The organism is Synechococcus sp. MIT S9452, from assembly GCF_047304245.1.
GTDB lineage: Bacteria > Cyanobacteriota > Cyanobacteriia > PCC-6307 > Cyanobiaceae > RCC307.
The window spans coordinates 319,752-332,935 of record NZ_CP138956.1; the positions used below are offsets into that span (position 1 = coordinate 319,752).

Annotated in this window: 15 protein-coding genes; 10 read left to right on the forward strand and 5 right to left on the reverse strand. The window is 62.1% G+C overall.

Annotated features, from left to right (window positions below; genetic code table 11):
* Positions 1-14: 14 nt before the first annotated feature.
* From SIB46_RS01625 to SIB46_RS01650, 6 genes are all read left to right on the forward strand, one after another.
* On the forward strand, positions 15-383 hold the full coding sequence (locus SIB46_RS01625) for an STAS domain-containing protein (protein ID WP_413297682.1): 369 nt from the start codon (positions 15-17) through the stop codon (positions 381-383).
* Entirely contained in the window at positions 370-738 is a 369-nt protein-coding gene (locus SIB46_RS01630; protein WP_413296812.1) for a Mini-ribonuclease 3, read from the forward strand. Before SIB46_RS01625 ends, SIB46_RS01630 begins: the two co-directional genes overlap by 14 nt.
* 27 nt (positions 739-765) lie before the next feature.
* Positions 766-2,133, forward strand: a complete 1,368-nt coding sequence (rlmB, locus tag SIB46_RS01635; RefSeq protein WP_413296813.1) for a 23S rRNA (guanosine(2251)-2'-O)-methyltransferase RlmB — start codon at positions 766-768, stop codon at positions 2,131-2,133.
* Positions 2,134-2,183: 50 nt separating this feature from the next.
* A complete protein-coding gene (locus SIB46_RS01640) occupies positions 2,184-2,414 on the forward strand; it encodes a DUF1816 domain-containing protein (RefSeq protein ID WP_413296814.1) in 231 nt (76 codons plus the stop codon).
* A gap of 49 nt (positions 2,415-2,463) precedes the next feature.
* Positions 2,464-3,921: an Asp-tRNA(Asn)/Glu-tRNA(Gln) amidotransferase subunit GatA gene (gatA, locus tag SIB46_RS01645; protein WP_413297683.1), complete on the forward strand. Its 1,458-nt coding sequence runs from the start codon at positions 2,464-2,466 to the stop codon at positions 3,919-3,921.
* Between the two features lie 77 nt (positions 3,922-3,998).
* Positions 3,999-7,526 carry a DNA polymerase III subunit alpha gene (locus tag SIB46_RS01650; protein ID WP_413296815.1) on the forward strand — a complete coding sequence of 1,176 codons (3,528 nt, stop codon included), beginning with the start codon at positions 3,999-4,001 and terminating at the stop codon, positions 7,524-7,526.
* On the opposite strand, the gene SIB46_RS01655 is transcribed toward SIB46_RS01650, so the two are convergent.
* From SIB46_RS01655 to ruvA, 3 genes are read right to left on the reverse strand one after another with little or no spacing between them, the layout of a single operon-like run.
* Positions 7,471-7,878: a PAM68 family protein gene (locus SIB46_RS01655; RefSeq protein WP_413296816.1), complete on the reverse strand. Its 408-nt coding sequence runs from the start codon at positions 7,876-7,878 to the stop codon at positions 7,471-7,473. The two genes, SIB46_RS01650 and SIB46_RS01655, sit on opposite strands and share 56 nt — an antisense overlap.
* Before the next feature lie 9 nt (positions 7,879-7,887).
* Positions 7,888-8,157 carry a 30S ribosomal protein S15 gene (rpsO, locus tag SIB46_RS01660; RefSeq protein ID WP_011935740.1) on the reverse strand — a complete coding sequence of 90 codons (270 nt, stop codon included), beginning with the start codon at positions 8,155-8,157 and terminating at the stop codon, positions 7,888-7,890.
* Positions 8,158-8,210: 53 nt separating this feature from the next.
* Entirely contained in the window at positions 8,211-8,837 is a 627-nt protein-coding gene (gene ruvA, locus SIB46_RS01665; RefSeq protein ID WP_413296817.1) for a Holliday junction branch migration protein RuvA, read from the reverse strand.
* Between the two features lie 21 nt (positions 8,838-8,858).
* Here ruvA and SIB46_RS01670 point away from each other — a divergent pair, with 21 nt between their 5' ends.
* The 3 genes from SIB46_RS01670 to dnaG are packed head-to-tail and all read left to right on the forward strand — an operon-like array spanning position 8,859 to position 11,782.
* Complete coding sequence (locus tag SIB46_RS01670; protein ID WP_413296818.1) at positions 8,859-9,323, forward strand: hypothetical protein; 465 nt, start codon at positions 8,859-8,861, stop codon at positions 9,321-9,323.
* Positions 9,324-9,348: 25 nt separating this feature from the next.
* Positions 9,349-9,708, forward strand: a complete 360-nt coding sequence (locus SIB46_RS01675) for a hypothetical protein (protein WP_413296819.1) — start codon at positions 9,349-9,351, stop codon at positions 9,706-9,708.
* A 52-nt stretch (positions 9,709-9,760) separates the two neighbouring features.
* Positions 9,761-11,782 (forward strand): DNA primase, encoded by a 2,022-nt coding sequence (dnaG, locus tag SIB46_RS01680; protein ID WP_413296820.1) that lies wholly within the window; start codon positions 9,761-9,763, stop codon positions 11,780-11,782.
* A gap of 142 nt (positions 11,783-11,924) precedes the next feature.
* Here dnaG and SIB46_RS01685 read toward each other — a convergent pair whose 3' ends face one another.
* Together SIB46_RS01685 and SIB46_RS01690 are read right to left on the reverse strand one after the other, a co-directional pair.
* On the reverse strand, positions 11,925-12,281 hold the full coding sequence (locus SIB46_RS01685) for a hypothetical protein (RefSeq protein ID WP_413296821.1): 357 nt from the start codon (positions 12,279-12,281) through the stop codon (positions 11,925-11,927).
* A gap of 6 nt (positions 12,282-12,287) precedes the next feature.
* Positions 12,288-12,755 (reverse strand): pentapeptide repeat-containing protein, encoded by a 468-nt coding sequence (locus tag SIB46_RS01690; RefSeq protein ID WP_413296822.1) that lies wholly within the window; start codon positions 12,753-12,755, stop codon positions 12,288-12,290.
* Positions 12,756-12,827: 72 nt separating this feature from the next.
* On the opposite strand from SIB46_RS01690, the gene SIB46_RS01695 reads away from it, so the two are divergent.
* Positions 12,828-13,172, forward strand: coding sequence for a YraN family protein (locus tag SIB46_RS01695; RefSeq protein ID WP_413296823.1), 345 nt, complete (start codon positions 12,828-12,830; stop codon positions 13,170-13,172).
* Positions 13,173-13,184 lie beyond the last annotated feature (12 nt).

Sequence of the window (13,184 nt, forward strand, 5' to 3'; positions counted from 1 at the left end):
AGGGGTCTAGGACCATCACTGATCTACAGCGACTCACTGTTTCGCTCCGGGCTGGTTTTGAGCCCCAGGATCACTGCCTCCTGTTCCATTTCACGGGACAGTTGGATGCCTATTCCGAGCGTCAGTTCCGGGATTTCATCGGCGATAACGCCCCCTCAGGGTTGAAACCTTTGGTGATCGATCTGAGCAAGATTGATTTCATCGATTCCTCTGGCCTTGGCGCTTTGGTGCAGCTGGCCAAGCAGTGGAATGAGGGCAAGCGCCGCTTCTTGATCGTTGGCAACAGCCGCGTGGTGCAGACCGTCAAATTGGTGCGCTTGGAAGCCTTCTTGAATCTCCAGCCCGATCTGCCCACTGCCCTCGGCAACATTGCTGCTGCCTAAAGGCTGCCAACCAGGCCCAGCCCAGCTGGCTTGGCTGGGTGATGCGGTCTGGGAGCTGCATCAGCGCCGTGGATTGGTGGCCCAAGAGGGCACGGTGCAAGAGCTCCACAAACGAGCTGTTGCCTTGGTGCGGGCCGAAGCCCAAAGCGAAGCCCTCGCCAAGCTTGAGCCCCTGCTCAATGCCGAGGAGCTCGATTGGGTTCGGCGCGGGCGCAATGCTTGCGGCCGTGGTCCCCGCCGTGGTGACCCCAGCGTCTATGGCCGCGCCTCAGGATTTGAGACAATGGTGGGCTGGCTCTACCTCAACCACCCCGAACGGCTTCAGCAGCTGTTCCACGAGTTGGATTTGGGGTGATCGGGCCGGGTTTTTGACACCAGCTTCATGGCAACTCCCCGTCCTCGCCGTTCTTTTGGCCGCCCCGATGGGTCTGGCAGGCCCCCGGCACGTCGCGGCGGAGGCGATCGCTATGAGCGCCGTGGTGGTCCGGGCGGAGGCGACCGCAATGAGCGCCGAGGTGGCCCTGGAGGTGGCGACCGCTATGGGCGCCGTGGCGGACCTGGAGGCGGTGACCGCTTTGAGCGCCGTGGTGGTCCTGGCGGTGGAGGAGATCGTTTTGAACGTCGCGGCGGCCCTGGTGGCGGGGATCGTTTCGAGCGCGATGGCGCTCCGCGGGATCGCCGTTACCGGCCTGATTCCGACGGCCGGCCCAGCGGACGGTTTGATCGCGCTGCTCGTAATAACCGCTTTGATCGTGGTGGTCGCTCGGATCGCACCGACCGCGGTGGCCGTCCAGCTCCCCGTTATGGCCGCCCCCAAAGCGACCTCCAGCGCGAACCGGAAGCCGAAAGCCTGACGCCCCCGGAATACAACGATTTGGTTTGGGGCCTGCATGCTTCCCAGGCGATTCTTGAAAGCGAGCGTCCGATTCACCGCATTTGGTGCACGCCAGAGCTGCGCTTCCGCAGCCGCTTTTTGCAGTTGTTGCGCGAAGCCAAATCCTCTGGGGTGCTGGTGGAAGAGGTCACCTGGGCCCGGTTGGCCCAGCTCAGCGGCGGGGCCGTTCACCAAGGGATCGTGTTGCAGACCGCCGCTGCGCAAACCCACGACCTGGAGACCTTGATCGAGAGCTGTGCCGGCCTGGGGGAGGCACCGCTGCTGATGGCTGTTGATGGTCTGACCGATCCCCACAACCTCGGCGCGATTGTGCGCAGCGCTGAGGCCCTCGGCGCCCATGGGCTGGTGTTGCCCCAACGCCGCAGTGCTGGTTTGACCGGATCGGTCGCCAAGGTGGCGGCTGGGGCCCTGGAGCACTTGCCGGTGGCCCGCGTGGTCAATCTCAACCGCTCCCTGGAGCGCCTCAAGGACGCTGGTTATCGGGTTGTTGGTTTGGCTGAAGAAGGCAGTGCAACCCTGGCCGAGGCTGATCTCGATGGTCCACTGGTGGTGGTCACCGGCTCTGAGGGCCAAGGGCTTTCCATGCTGACCCGGCGTCACTGCGATCAGCTGATTCGGATCCCCCTGCGCGGGGTCACGCCAAGCCTCAATGCCTCGGTGGCAACAGCCCTGCTCCTATACGAGGTGGCTCGCCGCAACTGGATGGGCGCCCTCAAGGGCAACGACCCCGCTCCGCGACTCCAGCGATTGCAACTGCAGGGACAGCAACCGGCAGCTGCTGGGGCTGAGGCTCCTGCTGAGGCGGCTCCTGCGGCTGAGGTGCCGGCGGCGCTGGATGCGGATATTCGTCTTTAAGGCGGCCCTAGGGGTTTTCCTTCACAATGAAGGGAAATCCTTCCCGTTCCATGTTGCGTGCCTCGGCAAACCTGTTGGGTCTGGCCTGGTGGGCCCGAGTCGAGAGTCGCAATCCTGATGTGACCTACTGGTTCGGTCCGTTCGTGCGCCGTAGCACCCTGGAGCGCGAGCTCGAGACCTTCCTCTCGGACCTGCGCAGTGAATCTCCTGCCGTGCTGGAGCATCAGTTGCTGCGTACGCGCCGCAGCGAACCGTTCACCATTGAGCACCCTCAAGGCTGATCAGCACCGGCGCCTTGATAGCGTCCAAAGCCATCAGCTGCTCTTCGCTATGCCCATCGGCGCTTGGTCCGATGCCCTCCGCAACGGCTCCGCAACAGCCAAGGAGCACAGCGAGCAGGCGCTCGAACGCATTGCAGCGACAGAACCGGAACTGAAGGCGTTCGTCAACGTCACGGGCGACCAGGCCCGGGCCCAAGCCGAGGCGGTGGATCAAGCCCTTGCTGCCAAGCAAGATCCTGGCCCGCTGGCTGGGGTGACCATCGGAATTAAGGACAACCTCTGCACCAAGGGCGTCACCACCACCTGCTCCAGCCGCATGCTGGAGAACTTCGTGCCTCCCTATGAGTCCACCGTCACCGAGCGGCTGTGGAAAGCGGGTGCCGTGATGGTGGGCAAAACCAATCTCGATGAGTTCGCCATGGGCAGCTCCACCGAGACCTCCGCCTTTGGCATGACCTCCAACCCCTGGGATCCAGGGCGTGTGCCAGGCGGTAGTTCAGGCGGCAGTGCAGCCTCCGTGGCGGCGGGTCAATGTGACGTTGCCCTTGGCTCCGACACTGGCGGCTCGATTCGCCAGCCCGCCAGTTTTTGCGGCGTTGTTGGCCTCAAGCCCACCTATGGCCGGGTCAGCCGCTGGGGCTTGGTGGCCTTTGCCAGTTCCCTCGATCAGATCGGCCCCTTTAGTCGCACCGTGGCTGATTCCGCTGCTGTGCTTCAGGTGATTGCGGGCCATGACCCCCGCGATTCCACCAGCCTGGATGTGCCGGTGCCTGACTACAGCGCTGCGCTGAATCGCCCGATTCGAGGGCTGAAAATTGGCATCCTCAAAGAGGCGTTTGTCGAGGGGCTTCAGCCTGAGGTGGAAGCTTCGGTCAAAGCTGCTGCTGAGCAGCTGGCCAGCTTGGGCTGTGAATTGATGGAGGTCAGCTGCCCGCGCTTCCAGGCCGGCATTGCCACCTACTACGTGATTGCCCCATCGGAGGCGTCCGCCAACCTGGCCCGCTACGACGGCGTCAAATACGGCTATCGCAGTGCCGATGCCGAATCGCTGAGCGCGATGACGGCCAAGAGCCGGGCCGAGGGGTTTGGTGATGAGGTGCAGCGCCGGATCTTGATCGGCACCTATGCCCTGTCTGCGGGCTATGTCGATGCCTATTACAAAAAAGCCCAGCAGGTGCGCACCCTGATTCGCCAAGAGTTTGACCGCGCCTTTGAGCAGGTGGATCTGCTGCTGACCCCCACCGCCCCCACCACCGCCTTTGCCCCCGGCGAGCACAGCAATGACCCGCTGGCGATGTATCTGGCTGACCTGCTGACCATTCCCGCCAACTTGGCTGGCCTGCCGGCCATCAGTGTTCCCTGCGGGTTTGACGGCCAGGGCTTGCCCATTGGTTTGCAGCTGATGGCCCCGGTGCTGCAGGAGGAGCGCCTGTTGCAGGTGGCGCACCACTACGAGCAGGCGGCTGATGTGATGGCCAAGCGCCCCCAGGCACCTCTGGTGGCCTAGCTGCAATCTGTCGCAGTTGGCACCCCAGATCTGGTGTGTCTCGGTAGGCTGGCTGTGTTCGATCGGTGGTTGCAGGCTTGAGCTTCGTTCCTCTGCATAACCACAGCGATTACAGCCTCTTGGATGGAGCGACCCAGCTGCCCGCGATGGTGCAGCGGGCCGTTGACCTCGGCATGCCAGCGGTGGCCCTCACCGATCACGGGGTGATGTATGGCGCCATCGAGCTGCTGAAGCTGTGTTCAAAAGCGGGCATCAAGCCGATCATTGGCAATGAGATGTATGTCGTCAACGGCAGCATCGATGACCCCCAGCCGAAGAAAGAGCGTCGCTATCACCTGGTGGTGTTGGCCAAGAACAACGTTGGCTACCGCAACCTCGTCAAGCTCACCAGCATCAGCCATCTGCGCGGAATGCGTGGTCGCGGCATCTTTGCGCGCGCTTGCATCGATAAGCACCTGCTGCAGCAATACAGCGAAGGCCTGATTGTGGCGACGGCCTGCTTGGGCGGTGAAATCCCCCAAGCGATTTTGCGCGGCCGCATGGATGTGGCGCGTCAGGTGGCTAGCTGGTACCGCGATCTGCTCGGTGATGACTTCTACCTCGAGATTCAAGACCACGGTTCACCGGAAGATCGCATTGTTAATACCGGCCTGCTGACCCTCTCGCGGGAGCTCGGCATCCAACTGATTGCAACAAACGACGCCCACTACCTGAGTCGCGACGACGTTGAAGCCCACGACGCCTTGCTGTGCGTGCTCACGGGCAAGTTGATCAGCGATGAGAAGCGTCTGCGGTACACCGGAACGGAATACATCAAAAGTCGCGAGGAGATGGAGCGTCTCTTCGTTGACCACCTCCCGGCGGAGGTGGTGCAGCAGGCGCTCGATAACACGGTGTCGGTTGCCGAGAAGGTGGAGGACTACGACATCCTCGGCCGCTATCAGATGCCGCGCTTTCCCATTCCGGAAGGCCATACGCCGGTGTCGTACCTCCATGAAGTCACCGAGCAGGGGTTGCGCCAGCGCCTGCAGCTCGATGCCGATTCGAGCATCGATGAGGTGTATGGCGAGCGCATGCGCCATGAACTCAAAATCATGGAACAGATGGGATTCCCCACCTACTTCCTGGTGGTTTGGGATTACATCCGCTTTGCCCGCGATAACGGCATCCCCGTGGGCCCCGGCCGGGGATCGGCTGCTGGATCCCTGGTGGCCTATGCCCTGGGCATCACCAACATCGATCCGGTCAGCAATGGATTGCTGTTTGAGCGCTTCTTGAATCCAGAGCGCAAATCCATGCCTGATATCGACACCGATTTCTGCATTGCTCGGCGCAGTGAGGTGATCGACTACGTCACCGAGCGCTACGGCGATGACAAGGTGGCGCAGATCATCACCTTCAACCGCATGACCTCCAAGGCCGTGCTGAAGGATGTGGCGCGGGTGTTGGATATCCCCTATGGCGATGCCGACCGACTGGCGAAGTTGATTCCAGTGGTGCGGGGCAAGCCCGCCAAATTGGCGCAGATGATTTCCGACGATTCACCGGAGCCCGAGTTCCGTCAGAAGTACGAAAGCGATCCCCAGGTGAGGCGCTGGGTCGATATGGCCCGCCGGATCGAGGGCACCAACAAAACCTTTGGTGTGCACGCCGCTGGTGTGGTGATTGCCGCTGACCCCCTCGATGAATTGGTGCCCCTGCAGCGCAACAACGATGGGCAGGTGATCACCCAGTACTTCATGGAAGACGTGGAATCCATGGGCCTGCTGAAGATGGATTTCCTCGGCCTCAAGAACCTGACCATGATCGAGAAGACCCTCGAACTGGTCAGTGCCGAGCATGGGGATCGTCCCGATCCCGACCAGCTTCCTGCTGATGACCCGGAGACCTACCAGCTGCTGGCACGCGGTGATCTCGAGGGAATCTTCCAGTTGGAATCCACAGGCATGCGCCAGATCGTGCGCGACCTCAAGCCGTCGTCGCTGGAGGACATCTCCTCGATCTTGGCCCTCTACAGGCCGGGTCCCTTGGATGCCGGCTTGATTCCCAAATTCATCAACCGCAAGCATGGCCGCGAGGCCATTGAATTTGCTGACGCCAAGCTGCAGCCGATCCTGCAGGAGACCTACGGGATCATGGTGTACCAGGAGCAGATCATGCGGATTGCGCAGGATCTAGCGGGCTACTCACTCGGTGAAGCCGACCTGCTGCGCCGGGCCATGGGCAAAAAGAAAGTCTCTGAGATGCAGAAGCATCGCGGCATTTTTGTTGAAGGGGCGAGTCAACGGGGTGTTGACGCCAAGGTGGCCGATGAGCTCTTTGATCAGATGGTGCTCTTTGCGGAGTACTGCTTCAACAAGAGCCATTCCACGGCCTATGGCGCCGTGACGTACCAGACGGCTTACCTGAAGGCTCACTATCCCGTGGCCTACATGGCCGCGTTGCTGACGGTGAACGCCGGCGTGACGGAGAAAGTCCAGCGCTACATCGCCAATAGCAACGCCATGGGGATCGCGGTGTTGCCCCCTGATGTCAACCGTTCTGGCATTGACTTCACTCCCGTGGGACAGCGCATTCTCTTTGGCCTCTCAGCGGTTCGAAACCTCGGCGATGGAGCCATCCATGCCCTGATCGCCTCACGCCAGAGCGATGGGCCGTTCACCTCGCTTGCTGAGCTCTGTGATCGCATGGCGGGCATTGGCCAGCTCAACCGGCGCGCGCTGGAATCATTGATCCATAGCGGCGCCCTCGATGCCTTGGAGCCCGATGGCAACCGGGCGCAGTTGATGGCCGATTTGGACCTGCTGCTCGATTGGGCCACGGCCCGGGCCCGTGATCGCGCCAGCGGCCAGGGCAATCTGCTCGATCTGCTTGGTGGGGGCTCTGAAGCTGAGGCCGCCAGCTCAACGCCGGCTTCGGCCCCGAAAGCAGGGGCCGTGCCCGACTACGCGCCCACGGAGAAGTTGCGCTTGGAGAAGGAGTTGGTGGGGTTCTATCTCTCCGATCACCCGCTCAAGCAACTGCAAGACACCCGCCGGCTGCTGATGCCCGTTGGTCTGGGCAGCCTGTCTGAGCAGGCCGATCGGCAGCGGGTGTCCACCTTGGTGATGGTGCCTGAGATGCGTGTGGTCACCACCCGCAAGGGCGATCGCATGGCGATCTTGCAAATCGAAGACCTCACCGGCAGCGCTGAAGCTGTGGTGTTCCCCAAAACCTATGCCCGCCTCAGCGACCATCTGATGGTGGACGCCCGACTGCTGCTCTGGGGTCAGGTGGACCGCCGCGATGATCGGGTGCAATTGATCGTCGACGACGTGTCATTGATCGATCAACTGGATTTGGTTGTGGTGCGCCTCGATGGCCAGCAAGCTGCCGACATCACCGTTCAGCATCAGTTGCGCGAGTGCTTGCAGCAGCACCGCATCGATCCTGAAACCTTGGGCAGCCGCGTGCCGGTGGTGGCTGAGGTGCAAGCCGCCGATCAACGGTGCTTTGTGCGTTTGGGGCATCAGTTCTGCGTGAACGATGCCCAAGCAGCTGCCGCAAGCCTTACGGCTGCTCGCTTCGACGTGCAACTGCGCCATTGCGCAGCCGCTGGATGTTGACCCCGATTTGCTCAAAACCCAGGAAGCTTCCTGGCGCTTCGAGCCAGCTGCTGGAAAACAGGCCGTAGCTCAAGCCCAGCAGACCCAACAAAAAGAACCCGCCTGAGACCAGCAGCGTTAGCGCTGGTGGCACGTCGATGATTTGGCGGGAGACCAGCCAGTAGCTCACCAGGAACGAGGCCATGCCCAACGCCGTTGGTGTGGCAGCACAAATCGCCACTCGGCGCGCCATGCGATTGGCAACAACCGGGGGGATGGTCTGGTTGGATTTGGGCTTGGCTTGTTTGGGAGCTGGTTTGACCGCTGGGGCGCTGTTGGCTCCGAATCCGCCAGTCTCTTTGGGGCTGGCCATGGCGGCGACTTAGCCGCGGATGCCGAGCTTTTGAATCAGCGTGTCGTAGCGCTCGCTGCTCTGGCTCTTCAGGTAACCCAACAGGCTCTTGCGGCGGCCCAGCATCTTCATCAGGCCTTGGCGCGACGAGTAGTCGTGCTTGTTGCTCTGAAGGTGGCCCGTCAACTGGGTGATCCGCTCACTCAGCATCGCCACTTGCACTTCCACAGACCCCGTATCTGTTGCGTGGGTCTGGTGGGAGTTGATCAGTTCTTGCTTCTTCTCGGTGTTGAGGGGCATGCGGGAGGGGAGACCCAGCTCGTGTAATCCAAAAGCATACCGTTCGCGGTTCTCTATCCCGCTTGACGGCTGAGCCAGGCCAAGCAATGCCGCAGCCACTCCTCCATGGGTTGTTCTGGATCAAGGCCATGGCTGCCTGCTTGGGCCACCGCCGCGCTCACCTCTTCTGGTCCATAGCCAAGGGCTTCCAGGGTGGCGCGCAGTTCCCGGCTTTCCGCCACCGGCTCCACCAGGCGCAGCGGTGTGGTTCCCCCCTGCTGTTGCCAGCGCTCCTGCAGCCGCGAGCGCCATTCCAGGCTCAGCCGCTCGGCGGTGCGTTTGCCAACGCCGGGGGCTTGGCACAGCACTTTGACGTCTTCTGCGGCCATCGCTTGCAGCAAGCTCACCGCACCCAAGCCGGAGATCAGCCCGAGAGCCACCTGCGGACCCACTCCATTGACGCTGATTAACAGGCGGAACAGGTTGCGATCGGCTTTGGTTTCAAAGCCATAGAGCTGTTGGCCGTCCTCGCGCTGTTGCAGATGGGTATGAATAGTCGTTTGAGCTTCCAATGCGGTGCCTTGCCAGAGGCTTTCGCTCACCTGCAGCTCGTAACCAACCGGCCCGCAGAGCAACAGAAGCCAGCAGCGGTTGCCCTCTTGCCACCGATCACCGATCGTTCCATGCAACCAACCGATCATGCTGTGCCTAGGAGTGCTGCCATGTTGCCGTTGATCGCCGTGCTGCGCCGCCTTGTGGTGGGAATGGCTCTGTTGTTGCTGCTGGTGGTGGTATTGCCCGCCTGCAGCACGTCAGGGCAACCCCCACGGCAGATCTTGATGCAGGCCTTGGCCATGCAAGTGCAATTCACCCAAGAGGACCTCGCTGCTGCACTGCAACTGCCTGCCCTGAGCGGCGAGCCCAGTTTGCGCCGCATTCGGCTGGAGCAGCAGGGACGTGAAGCGGTGGAAGGTCAGCAAGCCCTGCGCTTACAGGGTCGCTTCGATTGGAGCTTGCCCGACGATCCGATTCGGGTGGATAGCCCCTTCGATTTGATGTTGTTGCCTGGTGCCAAAGGCCAGAGCTGGCGTTTGCTGCGCCCCCCGGCCCAGGAGGGCGTTGGCTGGCGCAGTTATCCACTCACCCGCCAGGGTCTGGTTGTTGACGCTGCTGATGCCTCTGGCTAGGCCGTCAATAGAACTCTCTGGTCAGATGAAATTCCCGCTGCTGTTGGCTCTGCTGGCCGTAGCCCTGCCGCTGCCGCTTCAGGCCGAGCAGCCCAACAGCGATGCAGCGGTGGATTTGAAGCAATCGCGCCCGTGCGCTTGGAGCGATGGCAGCTCCGGCCGCTGGGTGGAGGCTGGCCACTGCCGCATCGAGGGCTGGCAGGGGGCCGGTGAATTGCTGTTGACCGTGCAGTGGCCATCGGGGCAACGCAGCGTGATTGAAACCACCCCGGGTGGCGGCAAGGCTCAGGTGAATCGGCGGCCTGCATCGTTTCAGGCCTCCGCTGATGGCACCTGGATTTTTCGCCTCAGCCGAGGGGGAGCCATGCGTTTTTCTGCCAGCTGAACAGTGGCATTGGCCGATTTGTCTTAGAGAATGAGGCCCCTTCGGTGAGTCCGTGAGCGTTCCCCGGCTTCATCCCCGCACGATTGAGGCTGTTAAAGAACGTGCCGACATCGTTGATGTGGTCGGTGAGCACGTGGTGCTCAAAAAGAAGGGCCGTGAATTTGTGGGCTTGTGCCCCTTTCACGACGACAAATCGCCGTCGATGACGGTCTCACCGGCCAAGCAGTTCTATTACTGCTTCTCCTGTGGGGCCGGCGGTAACAGCCTCAAGTTCCTCATGGAGCTGAAGCGCCAAAGCTTCAGCGATGTGGTGATGGAGCTGGCCAGGCGCTACTCCTTGCCGGTTGAAACGCTCGATGCCAGCCAGCAGGAGCGCTTGCGGCAGCAGCTCTCTCGCCGTGATCAGCTGCACCGCGTGCTGTCGCTGGCCAGCGGCTGGTTTCGCTCACGCTTGCTGGCCCCCGAGGGTGCTGCAGCGCTGGAGTATTTGCGCAAGCAGCGGGGGCTGAGCGCCGGCACGATCGAATCCTTTGAACTGGGCTATGCCCCCGAGGCTTGGGATGGGCTGTTGCGTCACCTCCAGCAGGTGGAGGGGATTGATCCCAGCTTGATGGAAGCCGCCGGATTGGTGGTGCCGCGCAAAGGGGGCAATGGTTTCTATGACCGTTTCCGCCATCGGTTGATGGTGCCCATCCACGATCGGCAGGGGCGAATCATTGGCTTTGGCGGCCGCAGCCTCGATGGCAGCGAACCGAAATACCTCAACTCCCCTGAAACGGAGGTGTTTGACAAGGGCAAACACCTCTATGGCTTCGATAAGGCTGCCGATCCCATCCGCCGCGCGGACTGTGCCCTGGTGGTGGAGGGCTATTTCGATGTGATTGCCCTGCATGCCGCCGGGGTGCGCCATGCGGTAGCGGCTTTGGGCACGGCCATGAGCGCCCAGCAGATCACCCAGCTCTGCCGCTGCAGTGAAAGCCGCCGGATCATCCTCAATTTCGATTCCGATGGCGCCGGGGTGCGCGCCGCCCAGCGCACCATTGGTGAGGTTGAGCAGCAGGCCTTGCAGGGCCAGCTGGAGCTGCGGGTGTTGCACCTGCCAGCGGGCAAGGACCCCGACGAGTTCCTCCAGCAGCACAGCCAGGCCGACTACCTCGCCTTGCAGGACAACGCCCCGCTGTGGCTGGACTGGCAGATCGAGCAGGTCCTCAGCGGCAAAGATCTCGGCCGCGCTGATCAATTCCAGCTCGCGGTTCAAGGGTTGGTGGAACTGCTGGGCAAGTTGCCCCAGTCAGCCCTGCGTAGTCACTACCTGCAGCGGGTCGCAGAGCGGCTCTCTGGCGGTCAAGCACGCATGGCGTTGCAGCTGGAGGACGATCTGCGGCAGCAGGTCAAAGGCCAGCGCTGGCATGGCCGCTCCAGTCGCCATGAGCAGCCGGGGGATGCCTCCTTGCGGGAGCGGGCGGAAGCCCAATTGCTGCGGCTGTATCTGCATGTGCCCAGCTTGCGGGCCACGATTCGCCAGGAGCTGCGGCAGCGGGAGCTCGAGGACTTTGGCCTGCCCCATCACCGCAAGCTCTGGGCTCACCTCTCGGCTCTGGAAGAAGACAACCTCGGTGTGGGCTTACTCGAGAACATCAGCCGTGGCAGCGAGCCGGGGGATCAGTTGGCTGATTTGGAGTTGCCCCGCCTGTTGTCAGATCTGCTGTTGATCGAAGATTCCCCGTTGCTGCAACGGCTCACGGCTCTGCTGGAACCCGGTGAGCTGCAGCAGCTCGGCTTGGTCAACCCCAGTGATCAGCTGCGCGGCACGACCGCGAGCTTGGAGCGTCATCGCGTGCTGCGCCGTTGCCGCCACCTGCTCGAGGCCTGGGGATCGCAACGACTGCAGAGCCTGGAGCAGTGCATTGCGATGTTGCTTGAAAGCAAAGAGGACGAGGGGGATGCTGAAACCCGCATCGAATCGCTGTTTCAACGGCTCAATGCCGACGCCTTGCGCTTTCAAGAGCTTTATTACAACGAGCGCCAGTACCTGCAACAGCTCGATCAGCAGCGATGTCGGCAAAGTGCCTAAGCATTGCTTAAAATCTCGTTACATCAAATTCATAGAGGATGGTTTCGGCGGTCGCCATTGATGTGGTCTCCACCCTCTTTGGGGTTCCACTCAGGCAGATCGGCTTTGCGCTGAGCTTTGCCCCGGTTCTGCTGCCCTTGAGCTAAGCGTCGTCCTCTTCCAGCAGCATCTGCTCGAACTCGCTGTAGAGCGAATTGTCTTGGTTGGGATCGCTGCTTCTGCCCTGACTGCCATGGCTTGCGTTGGAGCTCGGTTGCTGCGGCGTTCGTTTGCGCTGAGCTTCTAGTTGGCGCAGCCTGGCCATCAGGTGTTCAGGCACCGTGCCGTCTGGGCTCACCTGCATCAATTGGCGGAAGAGTTCCTCCGGGTCCTCTTCGGTTTCAACCCGGTGCTGGCGCTGCGGCTTGGCCTGGGGTTGGGGCGAAGGCGGCTCCAGGGGCTTGGGTAGTTGGCGGCCCAGTTGCTGGAGACGCTCCAAGCTGCGGGGATCAAAGCTCATGGCAGCTCAAGGGCAGCCCAGGGTGTCCCGGGTGTCGCGTCCAGTCACTGAGTTGGTGCCTTCGGCCACGGCACACAGGGTGCTGAGGGCATCACCTCGAAGGGGAACATCGCTGAAATCAGCACCAGTGATCGTCACGCCACTGAAGCGGGTGTTGAAGGCAAAAGCGCCTTCGAGCCGCGCATCACTGAGATTGGTGCCGTTGAAGACCGCCGAATCGAGCGTGGCTTCGCGCAGATCGCTGCCGGAGAGATTGGCGTCTTGAAGCTTGGCGCCGAACAAGCTGGCGGCGCGCAGATCAGAGCCCGAGAGATCGGCTTCGCGCAGGTTGGTGAGGTTGAAGGTGACGCCCCTGAGATCACGACTGGAAAAATCAGCGCCAATCAGCACCTGCTTGGCGTAGTCCATGGCCGCATCGGCCGGCAGAACAGGAAGGAGCAGAAGCCAGAGCAGGGCGAGCAGCCGTCGCAGCATCACGTTGAACCAGTCGGCCGAGAGCCTAGGGCCGCTTTCGGGGAATGCTGAGTGCTGCTGCTGCCAGTTGCCATGGCCTGGGGTGCCGAGGCGGAAGCCCAGGTGGCTGCTTTGCTCTGCCGCCGCCAGTGGCGCTTGCTGGATTGCAACTGGCGCTGCCGTTGGGGTGAGTTGGACCTGATGTTGGCCAAACCGCAGCGGCTGCTGCTGGTGGAAGTGAAGGCCAGGCGGCGTTGGGGCCTCGATCACGGCGGCCTGCTGGCCTGCGGACCCCGCAAGCGCTGCCGCCTGGCCCGGGCACTGCGCTGTTGGTTGGCAGCCCATCCCAGCTATGCCTCCCACAGCATTGAGGCCCACTTGGCGCTGGTGGATGGGGACGCGCAGGTGCGCTGGTTCCCTTTGGAGCATCTGGGCTGATGCACAGTTGGA

What these genes read in the sequence shown, in the direction of transcription:
- rlmB (WP_413296813.1), top strand. Translation starts at nt 766, where the DNA reads ATGGCAACTCCCCGTCCTCGCCGTTCTTTTGGCCGCCCCGATGGGTCT.
- SIB46_RS01640 (WP_413296814.1), top strand. Translation starts at nt 2,184, where the DNA reads ATGTTGCGTGCCTCGGCAAACCTGTTGGGTCTGGCCTGGTGGGCCCGA.
- gatA (WP_413297683.1), top strand. Translation starts at nt 2,464, where the DNA reads ATGCCCATCGGCGCTTGGTCCGATGCCCTCCGCAACGGCTCCGCAACA.
- SIB46_RS01655 (WP_413296816.1), bottom strand. Translation starts at nt 7,878, where the DNA reads ATGGCCAGCCCCAAAGAGACTGGCGGATTCGGAGCCAACAGCGCCCCA.
- rpsO (WP_011935740.1), bottom strand. Translation starts at nt 8,157, where the DNA reads ATGCCCCTCAACACCGAGAAGAAGCAAGAACTGATCAACTCCCACCAG.
- ruvA (WP_413296817.1), bottom strand. Translation starts at nt 8,837, where the DNA reads ATGATCGGTTGGTTGCATGGAACGATCGGTGATCGGTGGCAAGAGGGC.
- SIB46_RS01670 (WP_413296818.1), top strand. Translation starts at nt 8,859, where the DNA reads ATGTTGCCGTTGATCGCCGTGCTGCGCCGCCTTGTGGTGGGAATGGCT.
- SIB46_RS01675 (WP_413296819.1), top strand. Translation starts at nt 9,349, where the DNA reads ATGAAATTCCCGCTGCTGTTGGCTCTGCTGGCCGTAGCCCTGCCGCTG.
- SIB46_RS01685 (WP_413296821.1), bottom strand. Translation starts at nt 12,281, where the DNA reads ATGAGCTTTGATCCCCGCAGCTTGGAGCGTCTCCAGCAACTGGGCCGC.
- SIB46_RS01690 (WP_413296822.1), bottom strand. Translation starts at nt 12,755, where the DNA reads ATGCTGCGACGGCTGCTCGCCCTGCTCTGGCTTCTGCTCCTTCCTGTT.
- SIB46_RS01695 (WP_413296823.1), top strand. Translation starts at nt 12,828, where the DNA reads ATGGCCTGGGGTGCCGAGGCGGAAGCCCAGGTGGCTGCTTTGCTCTGC.